We start from the raw sequence: 24,441 nt of genomic DNA, 5'->3' as shown, positions 1-24,441 counted from the left end.
TTTTGCACGTCCTTATTTGATTGTAAAGATCAGCTTAACAGAGAACTCCCGTTCTCCTGCCTCCACTCGCATAATTCCCGCATACTTTTTAACCAGTTTTCCAACCGTGTGCAGTCCGATCCCGTGACTGTCCGCGTCTCTTTTGGTGCTTATGTACCTGTCCTTGTCCTTTAACAGAGGGACGACATACCCATTGCAAAATTCCATGACAAGGAAATGCCCCGCATTTCCCATATACATCCTGCATTCCACATATCTGCCATCTTCTGTCTTTTCTGCCGCTTCCAGTGCGTTATCCAAAAGATTCCCTACGATCGAGATCAAATCCAACTCTTCCAGAAAATCCAGTCTGAGATCATTACCCAGGGTAATCCTATAGGATATATCCTTAGATTCTGCAAGAAATTTTCTTTCACATAGGATGCTGTTCAAGATCGGATGCTCACAATATACACTTTTTTGAAGATTCTGAATCCGGACGCCTAAATGTTCCATGATGTCCTTAACCTCTTGATTCTCTCCTTCTTCTATCAAGCCGGCTACTGTACAGATAAATTTATTTATATCGTGTAAGAATGCTCTGTTATCCTCATTAACCTTATTCATATACTGCAGATTGGCAATCTCCGCCCTGCTTTTCTGGTATAGCCGGTCCATCTTCTTCACTTCTTCTGATTTTTCTACAAACCTGTCAAATACTGTGAAAATGAAGATATTCGTCATTAACAGAAGCGAAGCTCCTACCGGAACCATGACCCTGTTCATTCCTTCAAAAGAAGTGTGCGAATAAAACATACATCCTAACATAACGATCGTTGCGGTTGGCAGCATGAGCAGCACTGTAAATGTTTTATTTTCAATCGTCAGATAATCCCTTTTCCTTGTTACCTGATTAATGCATTTAATAAACAGAAATGTCATGGTACTCATCAGCAGGAGTGCTAATGTCTTTTCTGTTTCAGTCCTGAAGCCCTCGGACGCACCAGTCACGCCATATGCATTCGTAAGTGCCGCAAAGAGAAATTCGGGAATAATTGCCAGCACATAATAGCAGCATACCGTAACCAGCTTCTTCCATATATTTCCCCGGAACACAACCATAGACGCGATCATATAGATTACCGGAATCATTACCATATTAAGTATTGAGGATTCCAGGCGGTTGGTTCCGAACATTGCCAGTGCTGCGATACAATATACGAGAAATTTTTCCCAGAATCTTTCTCTTCTGTATGGGAGTATGTTCTTTTCCAAGTCCTCCAACAGATACATCTGAAGAAGACAAATCAAATAATCTCTTATTATCATACCATGCCGTTCCTTTCCCCAAGAAATGTTATCAGTGCGTCGGCAAACTGTCCTTTTCTCGACCTCGAAACATTCAACTGGATTCCAAACGACAGCAACGCAACGTTCTTTTCCAATCCTTCCACTTTTGCCAAATTCACAATATAGCTGTTGTGTGCATACTCAAATCCCCTTCCGGCCAGACACTCATACAGATCACTTAAAGATTCCTTGCAATGCATCTCTTCTATCTTTCCCTGTCTGGCAATGTATATCGTACAGCCCCTTTTCGCCAGACAGATATATAAAATGTCTTCCGTATGGATGCGCATTATCCTTCCCGCCGATGTAACTGTCACGGAAGAATCTCCACAGCACAATTTCACTTTTAATAAAATCATAGGTATTTCCTTTTTCAGACTTCTGTCATGCAGATCCTTCATGATGTACCGGAACGGTTGTCCAACATTAATGCTGTCAGGAGTCGGTTCAAAACAGCCGGAGCAGAACACCAATATTGCTGCTTCATTATATTCCCTCAGCTTCAGTACTGTTTTATTTCCATCCAATCCAGGCATACGCATATCCATAAAAATCAGATCATGCAAAATATCCGCATCTTCCAATAATTCTTTTCCTGATTCATATTCATAAAACCGTATCTCATTCGAAGACAGAATCCCTTCCGTTTTTATGACCGTCTTTATTTTCTCCCTGTATTCTTTATCATCGTCGCAAATTGCTATTTTACACATATTCATCCTCCAGTGTTAGTTTCTTCTAACCCTTTCCCATAAAAAAACCATCTTGCAGAATCTGAATCCTAAGATTATTTGCCTGTTCCTATAACTCCGGTTCCAAATCTGCGAAGATGGGATCTTCAAAAAATTCCTGTATTGTAATATCCAATCCATCGCATATCTTTTTAATTGTAACTACGCCAGCATTCCTGCTTTGTCCATACAAAATATTTTTCAGTGTTGAAGGCGGGACGCCTGAGCGCACCGCCGCTTCATTCACTGTGATATCTTTCTGCTTAATCAGATCGTTTAACCGATATATGACCGCTGTTTTTATATCCACGGAATCAACCACCTTTTTTTCTTCTATTTTATATAAACCGTCTTTAAAAGGTCGCCCATATATAGTCTTTTTGATCTATGTATGATATTTTTTGACAGTTTTCCTGTTTTTAGAGAAATCCGCAAAAAACCTGTCTTTATCAGACGCAGAAAAGCCCCACGAGAACACATCCGGTCCTGCGCAGGGCTTTTCACTTATCATACTATTTTCCATATTTTTTATTTTCCAATGTGCCGGGCCGGAGCCTCCGTTCTTCTTTCCCACTGTTGCCAGTCATCGTTTTGCCTTTTTCATACTTTTATTTTTCTCATTCTTTCCTGATAAAATCATTATTGTTACGTCTATGAAATAACACCGTAAAAAAACACTGCCAAACAGACAGTGCACCTCATTTTATGCATCTGGCTGCCATTTTACAGGCCCTGTAGCTTTGCGTCCCAGACTTTCATCTGGTTTGCCGATTTCCTTATTATAGCTCTAATCTTATGCAAAAAATTGATTTTATTATACTTTAACGCTCAACTATACACAAGAAAAATTTATCGTTTTAACGCCCGAAAAACAAAAAAGAACAGCCGATACATATACCCGAACTGTTCTTCTACTTCCGAAGTCCACGCAGCATTGACATTACTGTTTCCTGCTCATTTGTACTCAGATCGTTCCATATTCCTAGAACTTCTTTCTGTTTTTCTGTCAGATTCTCTGAATTATCTTCCTGAAAAAACTACGATAATGTCACGCCCAAAGCTGTACATATTTTTCAAGTGTGATCAGCGACGGCAGGTTTTCCTGCGCCATGATTCTTCCCAGTGACGACTGGGAAATTCCCGACAGTTGCGATAATCTGCATTTACTGATATCACGCTTTTCACATAGAGATGTTATTTTATCCGCAATATACTTCTCTATCTACAAGTAACTATTCCTCATTTCCGCTATTACATGTTCTTATTGCACCTGTAATAGCAGAAAAATATTAGTTATCAACTTTGCAAGTATTCATTTCCACAATAGGAAGCATACACATAAAAAAATAAAGATACTTTCCTTTCCGCAAAAGTCATTTTCGCTTATATCATTTTTATAATATCACAGCAAGTTACGTTTATCACATAAAAGTTTGAAGCATAATCATTCAAAACAAAAAGCCGAAAGCCACATTGTTATCTGTGACCTCCGACTCCATTCTATCTTATACTACACCATCCTTACACTCAAATCATCTCCTCTCTCCGGCTCATCTTTTCCCTGTTTTTCCTGGATGATTCTCTTATTGATTTCCAAGCGTTCATGGATCGACGGTTTCTTCTCTTTTCCTGTTATTTCCTTTCTTTCAGCTTTCCCCGCATCCTTAACTGCTATATTTGCTTCACCGCCAGTTCTTGGCACAGCTTCTCTGCTCTCATTTTTCTCTGCTACCTGCTGTTCTCGTCTCTCCTTCACACCTTTTTCTTCCAGGCTGCAAAAGCTCTGCAGATACGGCAGTACATGATTCTGCATATCTGTCAGATCTTCCATATACTTCTGATACTCTTCATTGCCTTTTCCTTGCTGGTAGCTGATCCAGCTTTCATCTGTCAATTTCATTTCATTCTGCATCTTTAACTGACTGATGATACCGCCGTTTCCGGTACCAATATCTATCTTACCTTGAAAATGATGCAGCATCTTGTCGCCCTTCTCAGCATAATATACTGTAAAAAACATCTGTGCTGTCGTTTTTGGTTCGTTAGTCTTTGGATCACGATCAGCATACCAGACTTTGTCCTGTTCTATGGTTTTGGAATCCAAATCAGATAACTTCTGGCATCTTGGATTCCCCAGTTCACTTTTCTCACAATAATTCACATACACCATTGGTTGCATATCTTTTGGAAGTTCCGGTTCATAGGCTTTTAGCCTTTCAATCAATACACCTGCACGAACAGACAAGTCGCATTCTTCGTCTACAATATCTTTCAAGTAAGAAACATAGTAATGAATATTTCCACTTCGCAAATCCAGCATTACTTCCTGTACCGTATTTTCTCCCGGCTCCACATTATCCCGATACTCATATGGATCAAACGCTTCTGCAATCTCATCCAGTGCCTCTGCTAACTGTTCTGTGGTCATCTTCTCTGGATACATTGCTTCTCGAACATCCCGCATCGGAACGTACTTATAGTCAGGTAATGCTTCATGAATTTTCTCAATTCCTTCCCGTACCAATGCAAGTTCCCCATAAAACCGAACATCATCCATCAGATTTCCAAACACAGTATTTCCTTTTACAATTGCAAATTCAGCTTCATCATAGTAACTGTCTTCCGGATCATGATAAATAATTCCCATCGAGCATCCCAGATACGCTGTTTTTGGATTCTCCCTATATTTTTCATAGACTGCAGCAATCTGATTAGCATCGGTACTTTTTTCATACGCTCCCATATCATGGAACTCATCGCATTCTGCCGCAAAGTATTCCAGATATGGTTCTTTCTTCGGTGGCATATTGTTAAGGACGTTATCAATCATGTTATAATTTGCCTCTTCCAGTTCCTCTACCTTTGCCAATGGCTTATATTCGCCCTGGCTTTTCTGAATCTCTGCCATTACAGCTTCATCCATTTCTTCTACTTTTTCCATCAACTGATCATAATCCCCACGGATGCGTTCTCCCGTCCAGCCTTCGTCTTCCAAAAGTTCCTCCGCCGCTTCTTCAATAGAAATTTCATCATTCTCATAAATGCCACCATCCATCAAGCGGAAATCTTCATCATAAAAGGAATAATCATATCCTTCTTCTGTTCTCTGAATAGCAAAATATCGTTCTCCTACCTCATATGCCAGTTCACTAAGAACCTGTTCTTCCAGATTCAGGAAAGAATCCAGCTGTTCAAAACTGATACTGTCTACAAAATGAGCAGTTACCTTTTCCCCGTCATTCAGAACTATGATATCACTGACAGACAGGGAATGCCCACGGAAGTCTTCCGGTCTGTCAATGTTGAACTTTTCAAAAATATCATCCAGTGACATATTTCCTGATAATTCACCAACATAGACCAGCTTATAATCTTCTTTTTTTATCTGCATACCATGACTTTCAATAAAACTCATATTCATAAATGCATAGTTTTCTCCCGGTAAATCATCCCGGATCTGATAAATTCCAAATATCCTTCTTGTTCCTAACAACAGGTTTGCTTCTTTCAAAGATTGAATCTGTGGATATTTCTGCATTTCCCATTCCAGGTTACGGAAACGCTCCAGTTCTGTCATAGACATCTGATAATGCTCCGGTCCTCGTTCAATTTCCATGCGTTCTGTGACATACATAGGTGATGAAAAATTAGTGATCAGATAGATATCTGCTCCGGCATCGTATAATTTCAGTGCTTCTTCCTGCTCAATGACACTCATAGGCTCCTGAAATGCTCCTAAATTTTCTTCTGCATAATCCAGGTTGTTATCCTTAATCCGTTCCCACATCTGCGATTCCATTCCAAACAAACCGTCGTGTGCCTGTATCATTTCTTTACTCGCATATTCACCTTTACTGCCATCACTTCCAAGGCAATAAATCTTAGAACCCATTCTGTGATAATCCAAGGCTGCTTCTTTTCTAAGTGGCACCATATCTTCTGCTGTATATCCATAGTCACGTAATTCCAGCTTACCTATGGTTGGATCCGGCAGTTCCTGAATATCCATTCTTACGTCATCCAGCAAATCCTCTACACCTTCTTGATCTGCCTGACTCACTGCATCTGCCAGATTTCTTACCAAAGTCCTAACTTTCTCTTCCTCGCCGATCAGATTCGCATATTCAAAAATCTGTTCTTTTACATCTGTTGAAAATTCTATATCTCTACGCTCTGCCTGAGCAATCCGTTCCTGCGTATATTCCTGCATTTTCTGCGTTTCTTTTCCTGTTATCATATTTCCCGCCATTCAAATTCCTCCTGTGTTCTAAAAAATGGCATAACAGGCAGAACATTCTTTCTGCCAGATTATGCCATCTTTCCTGTTTACTTATTCCAGACCGAAGTCCCGTTTTCTGTTTTCCTTGCCAGTTTCACTTTCCCGCTGACTCTTTTCTTTATAAATCTGCAGTTTTTCATGGATAGAACCACGTGCCGATCTTTCTTCTTTCTCATCTGATTCAGATACCTCTGCTTCAGCATCTTCCCGTTCATCCATATTGAGCAATGCATTTAACTCTGACAGTCGCTCCAGTTTCTGGTTCAACTCCTCTTCTTTTGGAAATGGCTTTCCAACCTCTTCTTTTGCATTTGCAAGCTGTTCATATACTGTTTCCAGTCTTTGTTGTGCTTCTGAAAGCTTCTCCGGATAACTATCCAACAGATTGTTGATACGAGTAATATTTCCAAGTGCATCTGCTCCAAGATGAACTTTCGAGACAGCCTCATGTTTGACAGATAGAATAAATTCTTTACTCCATCCATCAAACTGAATCCTCATATTGAATCCCTGATAGTTTCCGATATCCATCGCAGCATCTACAGCTTTAATATCTTTACATACCGCCAGAAGTGCTGCTCCTGCCTCTTTCTTTTCTGTGAACACTTTGCCACTAATCTCCATAGTAAACTGCTCTGGATCTGTGCTTTTATGCTCCGAATAATGAGCGATGTCTGCCTTGTAGCTGTCAATGATCTCCGTCAGTTTTGCAATCTGTTGTGGAAAATTCCTTGCAATATCATCTTCCAGGCGGTACTGGTTATTCATGTGGTTGGCTTTTAAAAGTTTTAATTTTGCCACATCAACATCCAATGCCATCTTCTCTTTTACTGCTGGATTTCCGGTTGCCAGTGCCTTGACCTCTGCATAGGAAAGTGCCGCTTCGTCCACATCTTCACAGCTTCGCACAGGTGCTTTACTGGTCATAATCTGAGAAATGAATTTCTGCTTATTCTCGATCAGCTGCCACATGTAGCTGTCGAATGTGGATTCTGTTACATATCGGAAGATATGAACCTTTTTATTATGGTTTCCCTGGCGGATGATACGCCCTTCTCTCTGTAGGCTAAGTACCCAGCGCCTTGCCATATTGCTATGGTAGGTTTCCAAATACTCGCCCCCGAACCGTACTTACAACTCTCACTGTATACGGCTCTCCATTTATAAACTCAATTTAACTGTCCACAGTGTAATTTCTTATGACATTCTCTACACAAAGCTATTGTTTTGCGATTTCTCGCTATCATAAGAGCTTCCCAAAAAGTTTTACCTTGTAAATCTTTAAGCCGATGAACATGATGAATTTCTATGGGAGTATTAGTTTTTCCGCATAGCTCACATTCTCTGGCTTTTATTCTGTCGATTAGCTTTGTACTGCTGAAATATTTGATTGTATTTGGAACTAAGTCTGCATTAGATTGGAATGCTTTTTTCTGCCGTTTAAAACCCTCGTTATAAAACACTCGCATTTTCTCAACTCCTTTGGAATTACGGAACTTTACAGCAAAATCTTTTCCTGCTCTGAATTTTCCGATTACTTTTGAAATTGATGTTCTGTATTTTGTGCCGTAGGTTTTATACATACTGTATTCCATAATATACTTGTAGCTGTTGATGATTGAGCTGTTATTGGCTATACAGTAATAATTGTAAAAACCTCGTATCATACTGTTGTAGTAGTCGAGTATTTCCAGATCATCACAGTTTTTCAATCTGTATATTGCCTTGGGTTTCCAAATTTCTTTTCCATTATGGTAGATTAACTTCATAGCACCTGTATCAATCAAGTGTTTCCTGATTGTATCACTTGAAACTTCCAGTACAATTCTGCCCGTGTAATTACGAACGAGCTTGCCTGTTTTATCTCTCTTGGTTAGATTGCTATGCCGTACTCTGATTTCATAACTGAGAAATTTCGCACTTTTTTGGGCATTGGTAATCAGCGTTTTCTCTTCTGATAGCTCCAACTGTAATTGTTCTTTGAGAAAATTCTTAAAATCTTCTTTTATTTTCTTACAATCCTCTTTCGAACCGATAACTCCGCACAGCCAATCATCAGCATATCTGACATAGACCAGCCTTGCATAATTGTTATCCATAGGGTCACTTGGGGGAATATTCACCCGTTCTTTTTCCAACTGCCTTATGCGTGCAATCGCATTTTCTCTTTCACAGTCGTCGTTTGCATTTTTCAATGCGATTCTGGCTTTGCTTAATTCGACTTCGTTCCTGCGGTACTCTTTTGTACGCATACGCTTTTTACCTTTTTTAAATTTTCGGACATACTCATTTACATACTTATCAAATTTATCCAAATAAATGTTTGCAAGAATAGGACTGATAATGCCACCCTGCGGTGTTCCCGAATAGGTGTTATGAAAAGTCCAATTCTCAATATAGCCTGCATTCAGAAATTTTCTTACCAGTCGAAGAAATCTCTCGTCATTGATACGTTCTCGTAAAATTCCAATCAACGTAGCATGGTTGATGTTATCAAAAAAACCTTTAATGTCTCCTTCGATAAACCATTTCACACCCGTGAAAGTTTTTTGAATTTCATTGAGTGCCGTATGACAGCTTCTATTAGGTCTGAACCCATGAGAAGTATTTTCAAAATGCCCCTCATAGATAGCTTCTAAAATCATTCTGATAACCTCTTGAAGCAATTTATCCTCAAAGGACGGTATTCCGAGTGGACGCATTTTTCCGTTCTTCTTTGGAATATAGGTTCTTCTTGCAGGTTTTGGCTGATAGCTTTCATCTTTGAGCGAAACTATGATTTTCCGTATTCTTTCGATACTCATACCGTCAACCGTTTGCTTGTCAGTACCTTTTGTCATACTTCCGTCATTGGAATAAATGTTTTGATAAGCGGTTAAGTACAGTTCCTCATTGTAGAGCAAACGGTATAAACGCTCGTACTTGTAATCTTTTTGGTTACTGTGTTTCGTTAAGCTGATTAACACATTTTCAGGATTTCTCATAATGTATCACACATTATCCTTTCTATATTGTTAATGTTATAAACTGCCTTCCTTCGCCATGTAAGTGCCATTAACACTCTCGGACTACTATGAAGGCTCCGTTACCATATCGAATATTCATAAGCCTACACTTAATAGCTTATTTTTAAGCGTTTCGACTTAGGTAATCCCCGTTTAGCATCATACTAACGATTTGGCTTGTTAGGTTGTCGGATACGACTTCCATCCTTTTATGCTTATTGCATATACGTCTCAGCCTATCTTTGCTTACGCTCCTGAACAGCGGAACATAAGTGCTGAGATATAGCGAATAATAATTACCTTACGCCATAGTCCCGACATTGACCGTTTGGACTATCGTTCAACCAGTATGGGCTTTATCCTCATACCTAACTTTTCATCTCCCCATTCAGTCGCAGCTTGGTAATTAGCTGACTTATGGCTTTACCGACGTGCTATTTTCCCTGATATTTAGTTTCCCTCACAGGTAAATCGGTTGATGATAGGACTGTAAGATACTATCCTAATACCTTGCCAAAGGTATATTTATTATGATGCCTTTACGGGCGCACGTTCCAAGTCAGATGGTTTCCAGCCAATATCCAGATGATGCAATGCAATCAGACGATCCTGCACGTTGGTCCCGGCACCCATCTTTGCTGTCGAACCAATCAAAAAACGAACCTGCCCGGATTTCACTTTTCCAAACAACTCCGTCTTCTTTGCTTCTGTATTTGCATCATGAATGAATGCAATCTCTTTTTCCGGTACACCTTTTTCCATCAGTTTCTGCTTCAAGTTGTCATAAACATTGAAACTGCCATCACCTTTCGGTGTGCTCAAGTCACAAAAAATCAGCTGTGCCGATTTCTGTGCTGCTGTGTCTTTCCAGATCTCATAGCTTTTCTCTGCACAGACTGATATTTTGCTTTCTGGATTATCTGGCAATAATTCGTTCACCAAACGCTGATCCAATGCTAATTTTCTTCCATCATTGGTGATTTTCAGCATATTATCAACCGAGGCATCTACCCCGCCGTTTCTGACAACTTCTGCACGTTCTCCCAGATTTTCTACGATTTCTTTCTGCTGTTCCGTTGGTTTCAGCACCACTGTTTCATATTCCGCTTCCGGCACAGGAAGCTCTAACTGATCGGAAGTCTTGATATCTGCAATCTCCTTAAACATATTCATCAACTCCGGAATATTATAAAATCTTGCAAACCTTGACTTTGCACGATAACCTGTTCCTTCCGGTGCAAGCTCAATGCTGGTGACTACCTCGCCAAAGGTGGAGGCCCAGGAATCAAACAATCCAAGTCCCATATTTTGCAATTTACTATTCTGCAGATACCGTTGCATAACATACAATTCCGTCATACTATTGCTGATCGGTGTGCCCGTAGCAAAGGTAATGCCTTTCCCTCCGGTAATCTCGTCCAGATACTGGCATTTATTGAACATATCTGCAGATTTCTGTGCTTCGTTCTGTGCAATTCCGGCTACGTTTCTCATTTTTGTATAAAGAAAGGCATTTTTATAGCTGTGTGCTTCATCTACATACAAGTGATCCACTCCCAGTTCTTCAAACGTAACTACCTGATCTTTTTTCTCTTTCTGATTTAGTTTCTCCAGCCTTGTCTGCAATGTTTTTCTTGTCTTTTCAATCTGTTTGACGGTATAACGTCCACCATCCTGTTCATACCTTGCACTCTGGATTGCCATTTCCAGATCATCAATCTGCCTCTGAAGCATGGCTTCCTGTCTCTCATCAGAGATTGGAATACGCTCAAACTGGGAGTGACCAATGATAACAGCATCGTAATTCCCCATAGCGATTCTGGCACAGAACTTCTTTCGGTTTGCAGGTTCAAAATCCTTTTTCGTTGCGACCAGAATATTGGCACCAGGATATAACTGCAGGAATTCTGCTCCCCACTGCTCCGTCAAATGGTTTGGAACTACAAAGAGGTTTTTCTGAGATAATCCCAAACGTTTACTCTCCATTGCCGCCGCTACCATTTCGTAAGTCTTCCCAGCTCCTACTACATGTGCCAGAAGCACATTCTCACCGTATAGCTGGTGTGCAACTGCATTTTTCTGATGCGGACGAAGTTCTATTTCCGGGTTCATTCCTGGAAAACTCAAGTGACTACCATCATATTCACGGGGACGAATACTATTGAAACGCTCATTGTACACGCTTACCAGCCTTTCTCTCCTCTGCTGATCCTTGAAAATCCAATCTTGGAATGCAACCTTCAAGGCATCCTGCTTTTGTGAGGCCAACATAGTTTCTTTTTTATTCAAAACTCGCACTTCATCCCCATTGTCATTTACGACTTTATCATAGATTCGTACATCTTTTAGATTCAAGGTATCTTCCAGAATCCGGTAGGCATTTGCTCTCTCCGTTCCATACGTTGCATAGGCAAACGCATTTCTTGGACTATCGGCATTCTTTCCTGTAATCCTCCACTCACCATTTACCTCAGAGAATTTTACCTGTATTTCCTTCTGTGCAAGATACCTCGGCGTATGAAGCAGTTCCACCATAAAATCCTGATAATCCGAAGGTTCAATCCAGGTGGCTCCAACACGCACCTCAATCTCGGATGCTTCCAGATTTCTCGGCTGAACTGCCTCCAATGCACGGACATTCGGTGTGAATTCTGGATGATTCTCTGCAAAAGTTCTCGCAGTGTTTAATTTATCCCTGACGTTTCCAGAGAGATATTCATCTCCGCTTTCCCACTGGTCTGTCAGTGGATTTTTGAAAATAACTCCAACCAGCTCTTCTGTGATTTTCTCTTCGGTCTTTCCGGTCAACTGTGCCATATATGGGAGATCTACTTTAGCCTTTTCATTTAGGGACAAAGCAAGTGCTTCTGTGGCTGTCTCCACACTTGTTACAGCGACTGCCTTTTTAATGGTTCGTTTGGTGAACATGTCCGCTTTCCGCTTCAATGTTCCATCTTCATTCAAGTCTTCCAGGGAACACAGCAGACAATAAGAAGAGTCATCAGAAAATGCCCGTTTGTTAGCATTACTTCCAATAACTCCATACTTTGCTGTGTAGGTATCATACACCTGATTCAGTTTTTCCTGCTGTTTCTGGATTTCTTCGTCTGTTACAAATTCTTCCATCTGCATGGCGATCAGCTCACGAACGGTATCACGAATTGCAACCATACCTTTTACACGTTCTGCAGTGGCTGCAGGCATTTTCACCTGATTCATCAAAGAATTGACACGGTAATATACCTGAGCATCTACCACAGTATAGCTGTAATTTCGGACATTTGGATCTGCCGGAATACTCTCTGGCATCTCATCCAGTTCTGCCTCCACATCTATTGCCGGTGCCATGCTTCCCTTGATGTGTTTTACAGCTTCTTGTAACTGTAATTCCAGATCAGCTCCTTCCATTGGAGCACAGGTTGTTTCCATACCATACGGACCGGACACTTCTTTCATCTCACCAAGAATCATTTCCGGATGCTGAACAAAATACTTATTAATGCTAATTCCATTTGCATCACTCTCCAAATCTATCCAGTCTGGCATCTCTTTTGTGAAACTCTCACGCTTCTGGAAAAACAAAATATCCGTACTGACTTCTGTTCCCGCATTTGCTTTAAAAGCTGTGTTCGGCAGTCGGATTGCCCCCAGCAAGTCTGCACGCTCTGCCAAATATTTCCGGACTTCCGGTGATGCCTTATCCATGGTTCCCTTTGTTGTGATCAATGCAGCCACACCACCTGGACGTAACTGATCTATCGTTTTGGCAAGAAAGTAATCATGAATCATAAAATTGTAGCGGTCATATTGACGGTCATTGACCTTGTATGCACCAAATGGCACATTTCCAATCGCCACATCAAAGAAATCATTGGGATAATCTGTCTTCTCAAAGCCTTTGATCAGAATACTGGCATCTGGATAGAGCAGTTTTGCAATTCTGCCACTGATGCTGTCCAGTTCCACACCATAGAGTTTGGACTGGTTTAGATTCTCCGGAAGCATTCCAAAGAAGTTCCCGACTCCCATAGATGGCTCCAGAATATTTCCCTTTGTAAATCCCAGATTCTCCAACACCTGATACATACTTTCAATCACAATCGGCTGTGTATAATGAGCATTTAAGGTGGAAGCTCTGGCGGCAGCATATTCTTCCGGTGTAAGGACGGTCTTTAATTCCAGATATTCTGTTTCCCATGCAGATTTTGTCTCATCAAATGCATCTGCAAGACCTCCCCAGCCGACGTACCTGGATAAGATTTCCTGTTCCTCTGGTGTTGCATTGCGGTTCTCATCCTCACATTTCTTTAACAACTGGATAGCCATAATATTGGCTCGAAATTTCTCCTTCGGTGTTCCCTGTCCAAGTTCATCATCTGTGATATGGAAGTTCGTTGCTTGAATAGGTTCTGCTATTCCGTTAATCTCTTCCAATGATTCTTTTTCTTCCGATGCCTCAATTTCTCCTGATAATTCTTTTTCTTTTTTATCATAATCTGTCCACACACGATTAGAAATAGCAGTAAAATAGGAAGACTCTTCCTCCATAATTTCTTCCCTGATATCTCGTAATTTATCTAAGGTATCCGCATTTACTGTTTTATTGTGATAATGATAATAAAGTACTTCTTGTCCAAGTTTTACATCCAAACGTTCCAATTCTTGTGTTGACATTCGATCCCAAATATCATCTTTTTCAGTATGAATCGTGAAACCTTCTCCATCATCATGATATTCTAAAGTGTATTGAAGTCGATCCTCTTCTCCCTTAACTTTGCAATCAAAATCATAGATTTTTGTTCTGGTACCGGACATATATTCTGAATCAACTAGTCGCAGATCCGTTATATCTTCCGCTGTAAAAGTATCTTGTTCCAGCTGTTCTCCTAACATCTGCTGTGCTTCTTCCAGGTCTGCCAGTCTTTGTGCTTCCTGTCGCTCTTCGTACTTTTCCATTTCTTCCGGTGACAAATAATCATCTGTGCGGATTAACTGGCGGACACGTTCCGCAACCTTATTCCACTTTAATAAAACTTCTACCTCTGGATTGCCAATCTTCCCTTTTCCAAGCTTTAATCCTTTTGCATCGTGGGATGCGTCAGAAGCATCTGCTCCTGGTATTCCGGGTGAAGAACCACCTGTTCCATATTCATTTTTCAGGAACTCAGCTGCATCTTTCATATCATGGTGCTCCATGAAATATTCATAAATCCGGTTACGTCCTCCGGCAGTAATGCCGCCTCTTCTTAACACTGCATCTATTTCATCCTGTGTGATAAAGGATAGCGCCGGCCGCTCTACCTTGAATTGCTGAGCCACCCAGGAAAAATCTCTCTGGAGGTCACGAAAACGCTGAAAATACACTGGATTGTGCTGAATTTCCCAACGATGATAATTACTCGGATTTTCATTCATATCCGCTTGTAACCATTCAAACTGCTGATAGATTTCTTTTTGTCCTTCTGGATCTGGCCAGGCATTCCGAATGATATCCTGCCAATCCGTATAAGACCGGTATTCTTCCGTATTTCTATTTGTATCTCGGAAATGAAGTGCCAGAAGATCTGTCATTTCTTTCTGTTCCTGCTCGATAGCATTATTAGAGATTAGATTATCAACGTAATTTCCCTCCTCATACATATCTCGGATTCGATCAGCGGTTTCTTCCCACGTAACAATACGGTCAAAGTTTCTTCTTGCAGAGTCACCTCTCCGGATACGGATACCATCGTTGTCGTACCAGATACTGATTTTCTGACCATCTATGGTAAATCCTTTTCCTCCAGTTCTATATTCATCTTTCAGGAAACTTTGCATTTCTTCATTGTCCAGACCCTCAATCAGTCTTGCAGTAATGTGAAACAGCGTATTTTTCTGTCCGCTTCCTGTTCGGAGAATATCGTCTACCATTTCATCAGAAATAAGAAAAGCGGCTGGCTGTTCTAATGCAGCTGCCGCTTTCCTTATTTCTCCTAACTGTTCCTCTTCTGTTGGGAACAGGCTTAACTGTAAATAATCTCCTGGATCACCAGTTCCTCTGCCTGTGCTTTGATCTGGTTCATGTGTCTGGTCCACGCCATTGTGTCTGCCATCTTGTCCGGTGCCGGATCTTTCTCCAAAAGTTCGTTCATCAGATTGTCTACTCTCTGTCTTGCCTGACTGTCGATCTCCATCAGATGACTGTCCAGACGGTTCTGCAGTGTCAGAATGTTGAACCTGGCTACCTTGTGATTTCTCAGATACTCTTTCCTCATCATTCCGTACTTCCCGATCGTCCCTCTCGTCTCCTCCAGGCTGATATCCGGAATCTGGTATTCTCCGTTCTGACTGTAACTGATCTCTCTCATAGTCTACTTCCTCCTTATTTTCTTCTCTATCTTCTGTACTATCCTCTATGCTTTCACGAATTAACGTGTTAAATTCATTATAAACTACTTCTTTTTCTTTTGCAACCGTTTTCAGGTCATTTTCCAGATCCTTCAGAACATATCGTCCAATCTGCATCAAGACTGGTCTGCTGATTTCGTTGACTGCACTTCCCAGATGTCCTAATACTTTCAGCTGATTGAAGTCCGTAATATGCCGAAAATCCTCTGCATCCAGATATTCCTGTACATCCAGCCCACACCGGTTTAGTAATACATACCAGACACTATTGGTCATCAGTTCCCGAAATTCGACTTCCTGATTCTGTTCGTCCAGTTCTTCCAAAAATGTCCCTGTTACGTCCAGTCTCAGTTCTTCCAATGCATCTGGAAGCCATTCCTGCATACTCTCCTTCGCTGCCTGATGCAGACTTTCAGCAAGTCCTCCTTCTGTATCTTCCAGTGATAACTGTTCCTGCAGATAATCTGCAACCAGCTGTTCTCCTTTCACCGGAAGATTCCATAACTGAGGATCTTTTCCCAGATTCCGCACTTTATAAGTGTCCTGCACATCAAATACATACCGAAGTTTTGTTTTCGATCCGGAAGTATTGTCAATCAAGGCAATCCCCTTGGATCCCTTTTTGATCCAGCGGTACATCTTCTGATTCCAGATTTCCATGGATGCTACGGCAGTTGCTTCCGGTCGCTGTGCATAAATTAAAAGCTGTTCTGGAAAAGTGTATTTGTACAGTCTGGATGCAGTGTTTAGGAACCGCATCCATTCCTGCGGACTGGCAGCTACATCTTTTGCCACCTCTTCCGTTAGCTGTTCCATTGCATATAATTTATTTGCCATGTGCTACTCCTTTTCATAAAATCAGGGACTGCTTGGCACAGTCCCCTTAATATCATCGTTGTTTCTCTTTATAATGCTGTGGCAAGCTCTTTTGACTTATTCTTTGGCACTTTGTCTGCCTCTTTTGCCTTGATCTCTGCCTTGGCTTTCTCCAATCTTCCATGGATTCCACCTTTTACTTCTGCTTTTTCTTTTTCCAGACGTGCTTCCCTACGCTCAGCATTTTCCATTACTGCGGTCTTTTTATCACAGAACTGAACCTTATCAGAAAGCTGTTCCTGTCTTTCCACCTGTGTCTCATTGACTTCCTGTACCATCGCATTTAATTCTGGAACCTGAAAAATTCCGTTATCAGGGAGAATCAACACTTCATGAACGGAAGATGGGATGACAAAGTAATCACTTCCCAGGCATTCCCCAATCTGTTTACGAATATCTTCCTGCAGTAACAGGGAAGCTCCATTCATCTTAGCTTTGTTTGTCAGACAGAACATTGGGTTTTCCATGGCTTCCATATCCATTTTTTCATTCAGCAGGTTTTCTGGTTCTTCACCAAAAATCATAGATTTGATAATCTCATTCATATCCATAAGTGTGACACCACGTTTTCGGTCTGCCACCATCGCATCCGCTTGAATCTGTTCGGCAGATACTCCCCACTCGTTCATCAGAGAAACAGTTACCGGAATACTGCTGATCCCTTCTCCATTTTCCTCCAGATTTACTGCATAATAAGCTGCAAAATCTCCGTGTTCTGTGACTACTTTATCTGCAAGAAGATCGGTATTCCATTCCTTATCACAAATTCTCATCTGTAATTTGTCTTTCATCTTTTCATAATCCAGAATATCCGGAACTCCCATATCAAAAAATTCTGCTTTTCCCTGTGCCTCAATACGCATATCAGCTACATCACCAACACAAGAATCTACATCTTTTCCATGGATATATTCCTGGTAGAGGGAATCCAGATAGACTGTCGGTACGATTCTCTGATCTCCGTTTGGAATCGTGATACCAGTCAACTTCAATCCGTTATTCTTTTCAACTTCCTGAAGTTTAATTTCTGCGTCCTTATAAGACTCTGGCAGATACTCCTTTACATTGTCTTTGACATATTCATAAAATTCTTTTCTGTTCATCATACGCTTTTACCCCTTTCTGATCATGTGATGGTTCATTCTTTTTCTGCTGACCATCTGCTCGGCTTTCTTCTGATAAGCCATCATTCTCTTTAAAGTTTTCTCCTGGTTTTTTCGTGCTTCCTGTCTTTTTTCCATTGCTTTCATCATAGTTTTCTGTTCCTTTCTGTGATTTTTTTGTATGAAAAAGGGAGCCTCACATAGAAGCTCCCAATCATAACCGTTGGTTTTAGTTTCCTTATTTGCTTTTCCTTTTCCGGCTGATATAAAGTCCTGCCATACCTCCTGTGGAGATTACAAGAAGCAGGATTGGCAGCCAGATATTCGTGCTGTCACCTGTTTTCGGTGCGTTTGATACCTTTGTCTCTTCATGGGACTGTGGTGTATCCGGTGTGTTCGGTGTTTCTGGAACTTCCGGTTTCTCATTTGTCAGATTAAAGGTAACTTCCACAACCGGTGTACTGTCATCTGAATAGGCGAATGTCACTTCATGCTTGGTCTGATCCAGTGTGTATCCGTCCAGTGTCTTTGTTTCCACCAGATAATACTTGATAGCGGTATCATATTTGCCGTTCTTAAATGTGGCAATCTCATACAGCTTACTTTCTGCATGACCGGCAGCATCTGTCTTTAAGGTTTCCAGAACTTTTCCTTTGCTGTCACGAAGTTCAAATTCTACCCCTTTCAGTGGTTCTCCTGACGATTTATCTGTCTTATTGAGAATCACTTTTCCCTTGGCAGTATCATCTTTCATAGCCACTTTCTGGATTTCTTCGGTATCTTTCACCTCAAATGTCACATCGGCTGTCAGAAGATATCCTTTCGGTGCCTGCTCTTCACGTAAGGTATATTTACCGATTGGCAGTTTTTCGATATAATGTGCTTCCTCTGTGGAAGTCCAGCTCTCTACTACCTGATCATCCTTATCGAGAATCGTCAGTTTCGCACCTGGAATCTCAGTTTCTCCTGTGATATCAGTCTTACTGATCTCTACTTTTGTCACATCATCTTTCATCTCTACTTTCTGAATTTCTGCTGTATTCTCTACTGTAAAGGCAATACTTTCTGCAGTGACATATCCATCTGCCGGTTTTGTCTCTGTCATGGTGTATTCCTTACCAACAACCAGTTCTTTGATCACATGGGATTCTTCCGTAGAAGTCCATTCATCTACTGTATTGCCATCTGAATCCGTTACTTTCAGGTGTGCACCTGGAAGTTCTTTACCTGTTGTCAGGTCTGTTTTGGACAGCTCCACTGTGGTTGGCTGATTTTCAAAAGTAAAGTCGTAGCTTACTTCTGCCTGGTCTTCTCCGGCATATTCAAAGGTAAATTCCTGTACTTCTTCTGTTGTAACAAATCCGTCCGGCGCAAAGATTTCTTTCACATAGTATTTTCCATCTACCGGAAGATCTGCCGTAAAAGTAATCTGCCCTTTTTCATCCGTTACTCGCTGCTCGATCAGACTGTCTTTCTCAAGGAGTACCTCGCCCTTTGCATTTTTGATATCTTCACTGGTATAAAGACCGAAGACACCACCTGCAAGGACACGGTCTGTATCTTTTTCTTTCTTCACAACCGTAACCTTTACTTTCTGACGGGCATTCTGCCATTTCTCATCATAAGTAATGACTGGTGTGTCCTGATCACGGTAGGAAAGATCAACATATCTCGGCTCTTTATCCAGCACATAACCATGGGCAGTTTTTACTTCCTTCACATAGTACTTGCCAGCCGGTAGATCTCCCATCTGTGCAATACCATTAGAATCTGTGGTAATGGTTCCCACTTTTTCATCTGCTTTGAAATAATCTTCACTGACACCATCTGCCGCTTTAATATCTTCCGCAGCAAATACATCGAACGTCACATCTGTAAGGCTTCCGGTTACATACTCAAAGAGATGCTCCACAGTACCTTTTACATTGTCCAGAAGTGTCACCTTATCCAGAAATTCTCCATTTTTGTTGATGATCAGAAGTCCTGTTGGAACTTCATCTTTCATCTCTACTTTCTGAATCTCGGCAGTATCTTCCAGCGTAAACTTCACATCCGTCGTTTTCAGATATCCATACGGTGCCATTTCCTCTCGAAGGGTGTATTCTTCACCCACAGTCAGTCGTTTGATCACATGTGGCTGATCTTTTACAGAAGTCCACTGATCCACAACATTTCCTTCTTTATCAAGAACGGTGAGTTTTGCCCCATCCAGTTCCACACCTGTTGTTACATCAGATTTTGTGATTTCAACTGTTGTCGGCTGGTTCTTTTTCACTGTTTTCAGTTTTACTGTCTTCACATCCTGTCCCTGGTAAGAAGCATCCAGATTCAGAACTTCATCAGAGGATACAAATCCCGCCGGTGCTTTTAACTCCTTCACATAATACTGTCCAAGTGGCAGATCCAGCGTACATGCTGCAAGACCATCGTTATCAGAAGTCATTTCCTGTAAGAGTGTGTCTGCTTTCACGATTACTTTTCCATCCGCCTTAATATCCGCTTTGTTATAGATACCAAAGACAGCCCCTACTACGGTTGCACCATTCTCTGCATCCTGTTTTTCTACCTGGATTGCAACTTTCTGTCGGTCATCGCCAACAGTCACTTCCTGTTCAATCACAGGTGTATCCTGATCGGCATAGACAAATGCGACTTCTGATCTATCATGGTTTAGAACGAATCCTTCCGGTGCAGTCTTTTCTACCACATAGTAAGAACCAAGCGGCAGATTCTCTGCAACTGCTTTTCCGTCTTCCCCAGTCGTAACAGTTGTTACCAGTGCATCCTTCGCATAGATCAGCTGTCTGTTTCCGTTTTCATCTTTCTGATAATCCGGTGTATAGATATTTTCAGCGGCATAGACATTAAATGATGCACCTTTCAGGTATCTTTCTTCATAAACAAAATCCTTTTTGAATCCGGTCAGCATCTCACCTTTTTTATAGATTGTCAGCTTTCCTTTTACTGTATGGTTCTCGTAATCTACCGTAATAATGGCATCTCCGCTCTCAGAATCCATCTGGTATGCTGTGTTTGCATCCACTGCAATCTCTACATAGTTCTTGTTGATTGTGTACCCTTCCGGTGCATTGACTTCCTCAATCCGGTAATGTCCGATCTTCAGATTCTTCGGCATGATCAGATATCCCTGACTGTCCGTAAAATAAGACTTGTGAGTGGTTGTCACTGGGTAAGTTGTTACCTGTTCCACGTACTTTTTGTTGTCAAGGTCGTACACTTTAAATTCTGTTCCTGCAATCAGTACGGATTTCTTTGTTTCATCGTCTTTTTTCACGATTTTCAGTTTTGCCTTAAACTCTTCATCCAGAAGCACACGCCAGATCTGCGGCTCATTTGGATGATGCTCTGTGATATTCACTTCAAAATCATCGACCGGCTTGTAATTGTGCGGTGTTGTAGTTTCACGCACGATATAGCTTCCAAATGGTAATGGAATACTGCAGGCATATCCTTTTTCATCTGTGAAAATCTCCGTTGCTCCATTTTCTCCACTCACTACCGGTTTGGCAGAATCAAAATCATAGCTTCCATCTGCTTTCTTTGTAAGGGAAGATTTCAGATAAACTGTAAATCCAGCTCCGAATAACAGATCTGCATCTGTCTTTCCATTGTTAGCTGCTTTGATGATCTGGAATGGCTGCTTGATGACCTGCTCACTGGAAGTGCACTCTCTTTTTACTTCTGCTGTCATATCTCCTTCATAACTGCACGTAAGATCATGCTCTTCTGTATCTGCCAGGTATCCGGTCGGCGGTGTGATCTCTTTGACATAATATTTGCCAAGATATAAGCCATTTACAGAAGCCTGTCCTTTGTCATCTGTTGTAAGAGAAGCTACCTGTTCTCCTGCTTTATAAATAGTTCCAGTTGCTCCATCCGGATGCACGATATCTTCACGGGCATACAGACCATAAACTGCACCTTTCAGTGTGGCATCTCCCTGTGGTACTGCTTTTCCTGTCTCTTTATCAACTTTGAATAAATTGATCTTTGCTGTCACACGGTCATTGCTGAAGGTATGGGCAAATGATACGGTTGCTTCTTTATCATTGGTATAAGAAAACTTAAACGTATACACATCTTCTGTATTTCTTACATAGCCTTCCGGCGCCTGATCTTCTTTTACAGAATAGGAATATCCAATCGGAAGATCTGCTGTGAATTTTGCAGTTCCATCTTCGCCAGTAGTTGCTTTCTCAATCAGTGTTCCTTTTTTCACAATAACGGTTCCGTCTGCATTTCTAATATCATCGGATGCATACAGAGCAAAAATACCGCCTTTCAGTGGTTTCTTGGTGTCTTTATCCTGTTTAACTACGGAAACATCTGCTTTTTGTCTCTCGTTGTTAAAAGTCACATCTGCAAATACAACTTCTTTGTTCTGACCAGCATAAGTTAGAGTCACTGACTTTTCTTCGCTGCCGTTATAGAAATTGTCTGGTGCTTTTGTTTCTTTTACCACGTAGGTTCCAAGATGCAGGTTCTTCAGTGTAACAGAACCATTCTCTCCGGTAGTCAGGTTCTCTTTTACCAGATCACCTTTGCTGTACACTTTTGTGCCATAAGCAGTAACGATATCCGCTCCGGCATACACGTTATAAACAGCATTTTTCTGTCTACGGTTTTCATACTGAAATACAGTTCCGCTCTCACTGACCTCTGCTCCTGTCAGAACCTGTCCTTCTTTATAAATGGTAAGTTCTGCCAGCTGTTCCTTGTTTTCCACGGTCACAGCCGAGATCTTACTTGCTACCAGTTTCACATTTGTTGCCGTTGCATTTACCACATATCCCTGTGGTGCTGTGATCTCTTTCAGATAAACGGTATCCTGTGTCTTAATGATCGTAACAGAGGATTTTCCATTTTTATCTGTTGCCGGCATCTGAGTGATCAGCTTTGTACAAGCCTCATCGCTGTATACACCGAATACTGCACCTGCAAGATTGACATCCGCTGTATCGTCTTTCTTTACGATTTCGATCGTAGCCTGTTCAATCCAAGACACTTTGAAATCAATATATTTTTCATCTGTCACACCTTCACCAAATACCAACGCAAGATCCTGCGTGTCAGATCCGGTGGTGATTTTATAAGCAGAGTAATCTTTTGTAATACTTCCCTTCATTGTAGAAGACCAGCTCTGTGCCACGTCACTCACCTGTGTCAGTGGTGCAGAAAGATAAAACTTTGTTCCTCCGCAAATTTCTACACTTGCACCAGCTTTACTTGTTGTGCCTGTGCTTAGATTATGAAGTTTCACACCAGACGGAAGCTTCATCGTAATTGTCTGTAGCTTATCTGCTTTGAATGTAATATCTTTGGTTCTCTGTGAATTGCCATCCACATAAGCTTTTACATCTCCATCAGAAAATGACATTGCTACATCCGGTATTTCTGGCTGTGAAACACAATAATTATACAATTTCATTGCTAAATTCTTGGCTGTACTATTCGCTCCGGAAAAAGCGTCGCCACTTCCATTAGCATAAGAAGCCGCCAGATGAACAAGAATGAATTTTGCTCCAGCACTAAGATTTCCATAACCATTCTCTTCTGTAAAGAATCCTTCATCTCCTGCTGCCTTGGTTCCGTAATAACATACCTTAGCTAATGTTTTTCCATCTCCGACTTTACTAATCGTGTAATTACCTGTTCCTGGTCCCGGTTTTGATGGCTGTACACAGTAAGCAGTCGCAGATACATTTCCAAACTGAACCGTATACTGATAGGTAAGATAAGAACCATAACCATAATCCGCATAACGATACAGAGTTCCTCTTGTAACAGATACTTTCTGTACACTTCTTGCACTTGTCTTTGCCATAAAAGTGACTGTTTCACCAGCTTCCATGGCGTATAAATCAATTCCTTCCTCTTCCGCCTGCTCCATTGCATCCGATACTGTAAGACCTGTTTCCGAATCCGTTGTATTTTCAGTATCTTCTTCCATATCCGGTAATAGTTCGCTTGCCTGAGAATCAAATTCTTCTATCTCGCTTTCCGTCACTTCCTCTGTTGGAAGCAATTCCGAGTCTGCTTCTGAATTCTCCGTTTCCTCTGTCTGCTGTTCACTGCCAGCTGTTTCTGATTCGGTTACTGCTTCACTCCCTTCAGTTTCTGTCTGCACTTCTGTTTCTTTCTCACGCACAATCAGCTTTCGGCTGATCTGGTACTTCGGATGCTCCTGATTTACCGGTTCCACATAATAGACCGCTTTGTAAGTGTCCGCATGATCTGTCGTAAAATCCTCATTCTTATCATTCTTTGCTTCCTCAAATGTGACTTTAACCTTGTTATCATCCTTGATTTCCAGTCCGGTATAATCTGATTTCACATTAAATACACTGCCTGTTTCGATTTCATAATCTTTGGCAGTCACCACCTCATCTTCATCCAGAAGGTCTTTCACTTCCTCATAAAGTGGAGGTTTCTCCTCTGGCTGGATCTCCGCTGCATATGCCGTCATCGGAGACAGCACTGTACTAAGCATTGTCATGCCTGCCAGCAAGCCAGATACTACTTTTCTAAAATTACCTTTTTTCTTCATGCTAAGGTCCTCTCTTTCATATATTTGTGGCAATTGTTCAGAGCCAAGCAAAATTTCATAAATCAGATGTGAAATGCTTGCATTTCTAAGGCTGATTTTGAAATTTTATTTGGCGGATACGCCACATGAGCAAAAATTGCTGTTTCAGCAATTTGGCGAATGC

Annotated in this window: 11 protein-coding genes and 1 riboswitch; all 11 genes read right to left on the bottom strand. The window is 41.2% G+C overall.

Features of this window, described 5'->3' with window-relative positions; translation table 11 throughout:
• Window positions 1-12: 12 nt before the first annotated feature.
• The 11 genes from EUBHAL_RS01925 to EUBHAL_RS01880 all read right to left on the bottom strand — a co-directional run bounded on the left by EUBHAL_RS01925 (window position 13) and on the right by EUBHAL_RS01880 (window position 24,278).
• On the bottom strand, window positions 13-1,308 hold the full coding sequence (locus EUBHAL_RS01925; protein ID WP_005344219.1) for a sensor histidine kinase: 1,296 nt from the start codon (window positions 1,306-1,308) through the stop codon (window positions 13-15).
• Window positions 1,305-2,042 carry a LytR/AlgR family response regulator transcription factor gene (locus tag EUBHAL_RS01920; protein WP_044921505.1) on the bottom strand — a complete coding sequence of 246 codons (738 nt, stop codon included), beginning with the start codon at window positions 2,040-2,042 and terminating at the stop codon, window positions 1,305-1,307. The genes EUBHAL_RS01925 and EUBHAL_RS01920 overlap by 4 nt, the downstream gene beginning before the upstream one ends.
• Before the next feature lie 88 nt (window positions 2,043-2,130).
• Window positions 2,131-2,370: a helix-turn-helix domain-containing protein gene (locus tag EUBHAL_RS01915; protein WP_008688092.1), complete on the bottom strand. Its 240-nt coding sequence runs from the start codon at window positions 2,368-2,370 to the stop codon at window positions 2,131-2,133.
• Window positions 2,371-2,445: 75 nt separating this feature from the next.
• Window positions 2,446-2,634 (bottom strand): hypothetical protein, encoded by a 189-nt coding sequence (locus EUBHAL_RS16005; RefSeq protein WP_005344210.1) that lies wholly within the window; start codon window positions 2,632-2,634, stop codon window positions 2,446-2,448.
• Window positions 2,635-2,763: 129 nt separating this feature from the next.
• Window positions 2,764-2,839, bottom strand: a riboswitch (cyclic di-GMP riboswitch).
• 731 nt (window positions 2,840-3,570) lie between these two features.
• Entirely contained in the window at window positions 3,571-6,309 is a 2,739-nt protein-coding gene (locus tag EUBHAL_RS01905) for a YodL domain-containing protein (protein ID WP_005344209.1), read from the bottom strand.
• An 81-nt stretch (window positions 6,310-6,390) separates the two neighbouring features.
• Window positions 6,391-7,449, bottom strand: a complete 1,059-nt coding sequence (locus tag EUBHAL_RS01900; RefSeq protein WP_242648724.1) for a helicase — start codon at window positions 7,447-7,449, stop codon at window positions 6,391-6,393.
• 59 nt (window positions 7,450-7,508) lie between these two features.
• Window positions 7,509-9,323, bottom strand: coding sequence for a reverse transcriptase domain-containing protein (locus tag EUBHAL_RS01895; RefSeq protein ID WP_005344207.1), 1,815 nt, complete (start codon window positions 9,321-9,323; stop codon window positions 7,509-7,511).
• A 549-nt stretch (window positions 9,324-9,872) separates the two neighbouring features.
• Complete coding sequence (locus tag EUBHAL_RS17370; RefSeq protein ID WP_005344206.1) at window positions 9,873-16,568, bottom strand: DEAD/DEAH box helicase family protein; 6,696 nt, start codon at window positions 16,566-16,568, stop codon at window positions 9,873-9,875.
• Window positions 16,569-16,636: 68 nt separating this feature from the next.
• The gene (locus EUBHAL_RS01885) at window positions 16,637-17,713 is read right to left on the bottom strand and encodes a DUF5688 family protein (protein WP_044921502.1); all 1,077 of its coding nucleotides are present in this window, start codon (window positions 17,711-17,713) and stop codon (window positions 16,637-16,639) included.
• Window positions 17,714-17,719: 6 nt separating this feature from the next.
• Entirely contained in the window at window positions 17,720-17,860 is a 141-nt protein-coding gene (locus tag EUBHAL_RS15830; protein WP_005344203.1) for a hypothetical protein, read from the bottom strand.
• Window positions 17,861-17,948: 88 nt separating this feature from the next.
• Window positions 17,949-24,278, bottom strand: a complete 6,330-nt coding sequence (locus EUBHAL_RS01880) for a SpaA isopeptide-forming pilin-related protein (protein WP_049940616.1) — start codon at window positions 24,276-24,278, stop codon at window positions 17,949-17,951.
• Window positions 24,279-24,441: the final 163 nt, after the last annotated feature.

The sequence above is a fragment of the Anaerobutyricum hallii DSM 3353 genome (assembly GCF_000173975.1).
Classification (GTDB): Bacteria; Bacillota; Clostridia; order Lachnospirales; family Lachnospiraceae; genus Anaerobutyricum; species Anaerobutyricum hallii.
This window is presented reverse-complemented; position numbering and strand designations above follow the sequence as displayed.